Origin of the sequence: Okeania sp. SIO2F5 (assembly GCF_010692685.1) — a bacterium.
GTDB lineage: Bacteria > Cyanobacteriota > Cyanobacteriia > Cyanobacteriales > Microcoleaceae > Okeania > Okeania hirsuta.
Genome location: NZ_JAAHGU010000309.1, coordinates 1 through 1,389, shown reverse-complemented (window position 1 = coordinate 1,389; position 1,389 = coordinate 1). Strand labels below are relative to the sequence as shown.

At 39.8% G+C, this 1,389-nt stretch carries 4 protein-coding genes; 3 read left to right on the top strand and 1 reads right to left on the bottom strand.

Features of this window, described 5'->3' with window-relative positions:
- The 3 genes from F6K27_RS33205 to F6K27_RS33195 form a co-directional block, all read left to right on the top strand.
- Positions 1-210: transposase family protein (locus F6K27_RS33205; protein ID WP_287280531.1), on the top strand; the 210-nt coding region annotated here is incomplete at its 5' end.
- Complete coding sequence (locus F6K27_RS33200; RefSeq protein WP_287280529.1) at positions 207-536, top strand: hypothetical protein; 330 nt, start codon at positions 207-209, stop codon at positions 534-536. The genes F6K27_RS33205 and F6K27_RS33200, both read left to right, overlap by 4 nt.
- 135 nt (positions 537-671) lie before the next feature.
- On the top strand, positions 672-1,067 hold the full coding sequence (locus F6K27_RS33195) for an ISAs1 family transposase (protein ID WP_287280526.1): 396 nt from the start codon (positions 672-674) through the stop codon (positions 1,065-1,067).
- A 59-nt stretch (positions 1,068-1,126) separates the two neighbouring features.
- On the opposite strand, the gene F6K27_RS33190 is transcribed toward F6K27_RS33195, so the two are convergent.
- The coding region (locus tag F6K27_RS33190; protein ID WP_287284870.1) for a hypothetical protein at positions 1,127-1,389 on the bottom strand (263 nt) is incomplete at its 5' end.

Here is a 1,389-nt window from a genome sequence, read left to right as displayed (position 1 = left end):
TTGGCCCTGTTACCAGATTTTCGAGCTGCCAGAGGGAGACGTTATCCATTATGGTTAGTATTACTGTTAGTAATTATGGGTACAATGAGCGGTTGTTTCTCCTATTGTGCCCTAGAAGATTTTGCTCGTCGTCATCACCTGGCCTTACACCAACAACTAGAGCTATCACCTTTGAGTTTTCACTCCAGAAGTCTACATTTCGGCGAATGATGACCAGAATTGATTTTGCTCAGTTGGCTCAAGTATTCAATCCATGGGCTAAACAGCAAATCACAATTCAAGAGGCCGAATGGTTAGCAGTAGATGGTAAGAGTTTATGGTCAACTGTGAGTGATTGTAATAGTTCTTACCAAAACTTTGTCAATGTTGTTTCTGTGTTCAGTAATTGTCAAGGAGTACCTGTACCTGTAGAGCAATTTCACAATCAAGAAAGTAGTGAAATTGCTGTTGTCCAAAGCATATTGACTAGCTTAAACCTCAAAGGAGTGGTTTTTACTTGTGATGCCTTACATGGTCAAAAAAAACAGTCAAGTTAATCATTGACAGTGACAATCATTACAAGGGTAGCACTCAAAGGTAATCAAAAAAAATTGTACCAACAGGTACAACTAACGACTAAACAAACACAACCAAGTAGTATTGATATATCATAAGACAAATGCAGAAATCCTTTGGTTTGTAGAACAGTATCTGTGTTTAATCATCTGTTGGGAATTAGCTCTGAGTGGGAGGGAATTAAGTCTTTGATTAAAGTAGAGCGTCAGGGTAAACGAGCAGGTGTTGATTATGATCAAACAGCTTACTACATTAGTAGTCTAGAGTTGAGTGCTGCAGAATTTGCAGTAGGAATTCAGGGACATTGGGGAATTGAGAATCGACTACATTGGGTTAAAGATGTAGTGTTTGGAGAGGACAAGAGTCTAATTCGGCACTCTCAAGCTGCAGCTAATTTTTCTGTGATTCGTCAGTTGGCGATCGCTATCTGTCGCCTTCATGGCTATTCTTCCCTCACTACTGCTATTCGTACCATTGCTCACGATTTGGAGCAGATTTTTCTGCTGTTGTAAATCCAGAACTGAAGTCGCCCTCGAATTGAAATGGGTTCAGACAAGACCCTTGCTCTGAGCTAGTTTTCCATTTCAATCGTTCTGGTGTTTGCGATCGCTACTTTCATGCAACAAAGCCGTTTAAGAGTGATAATTTCGGGAAAAAACCATGAAATACTTGAGAATATGGCCAAACTTGTACTCCTCCTGGTTGTTTGCGATCGCGACTGACTCCGTAACAATTTTTTCTGTTTAAGAGTGATAATTTCGGGAAAAAACCATGAAATACTTGATAACATGGCCAAACTTGTACTCCTCAATATTTTTCTCTGGCGACAATGAA

Excerpts from the sequence above, each read along its gene's own strand:
- F6K27_RS33200 (WP_287280529.1), top strand. The coding sequence starts at position 207 with ATGATGACCAGAATTGATTTTGCTCAGTTGGCTCAAGTATTCAATCCA.